A 372-nucleotide genomic window follows, 5' to 3' on the forward strand; every position below is an offset into this window, starting at 1 on the left:
AACTAATAAAACGCGGTGTTTCTCGGCTTATTGCTTAAAAATTTAATAAATATTATCTAGTTTTCAAAGAACAAATTCGACAATTAATATTGTCAATGGAGCCTAACGGGATCGAACCGATGACCTCCTGCGTGCAAGGCAGGCGCTCTCCCAGCTGAGCTAAGGCCCCATAATGGGTATTTTATTAATTGGTAAATGGGCCTAAATGGACTCGAACCATCGACCTCACGCTTATCAGGCGTGCGCTCTAAACCAGCTGAGCTATAGGCCCGTAAACGCTTTTGAGAGTAGATCTCTCAAAACTAAACAAATTTTCGACAAGTGTGTAGGTTTCCGTAATATTCCTTAGAAAGGAGGTGATCCAGCCGCAGG

General features: G+C 42.7%; 2 tRNA genes. Both read right to left on the minus strand.

The features are described from left to right. Nucleotides 1-96: 96 nt before the first annotated feature. A tRNA-Ala gene (locus AC1RPK_RS07650) sits at nt 97-169 on the minus strand. A gap of 27 nt (nt 170-196) precedes the next feature. After that, nucleotides 197-271: transfer RNA gene (locus AC1RPK_RS07655), tRNA-Ile, on the minus strand. Between the last annotated feature and the right edge of the window lie 101 nt (nt 272-372).

The organism is Dellaglioa sp. CoH-55-MRSF-6, assembly GCF_056782215.1.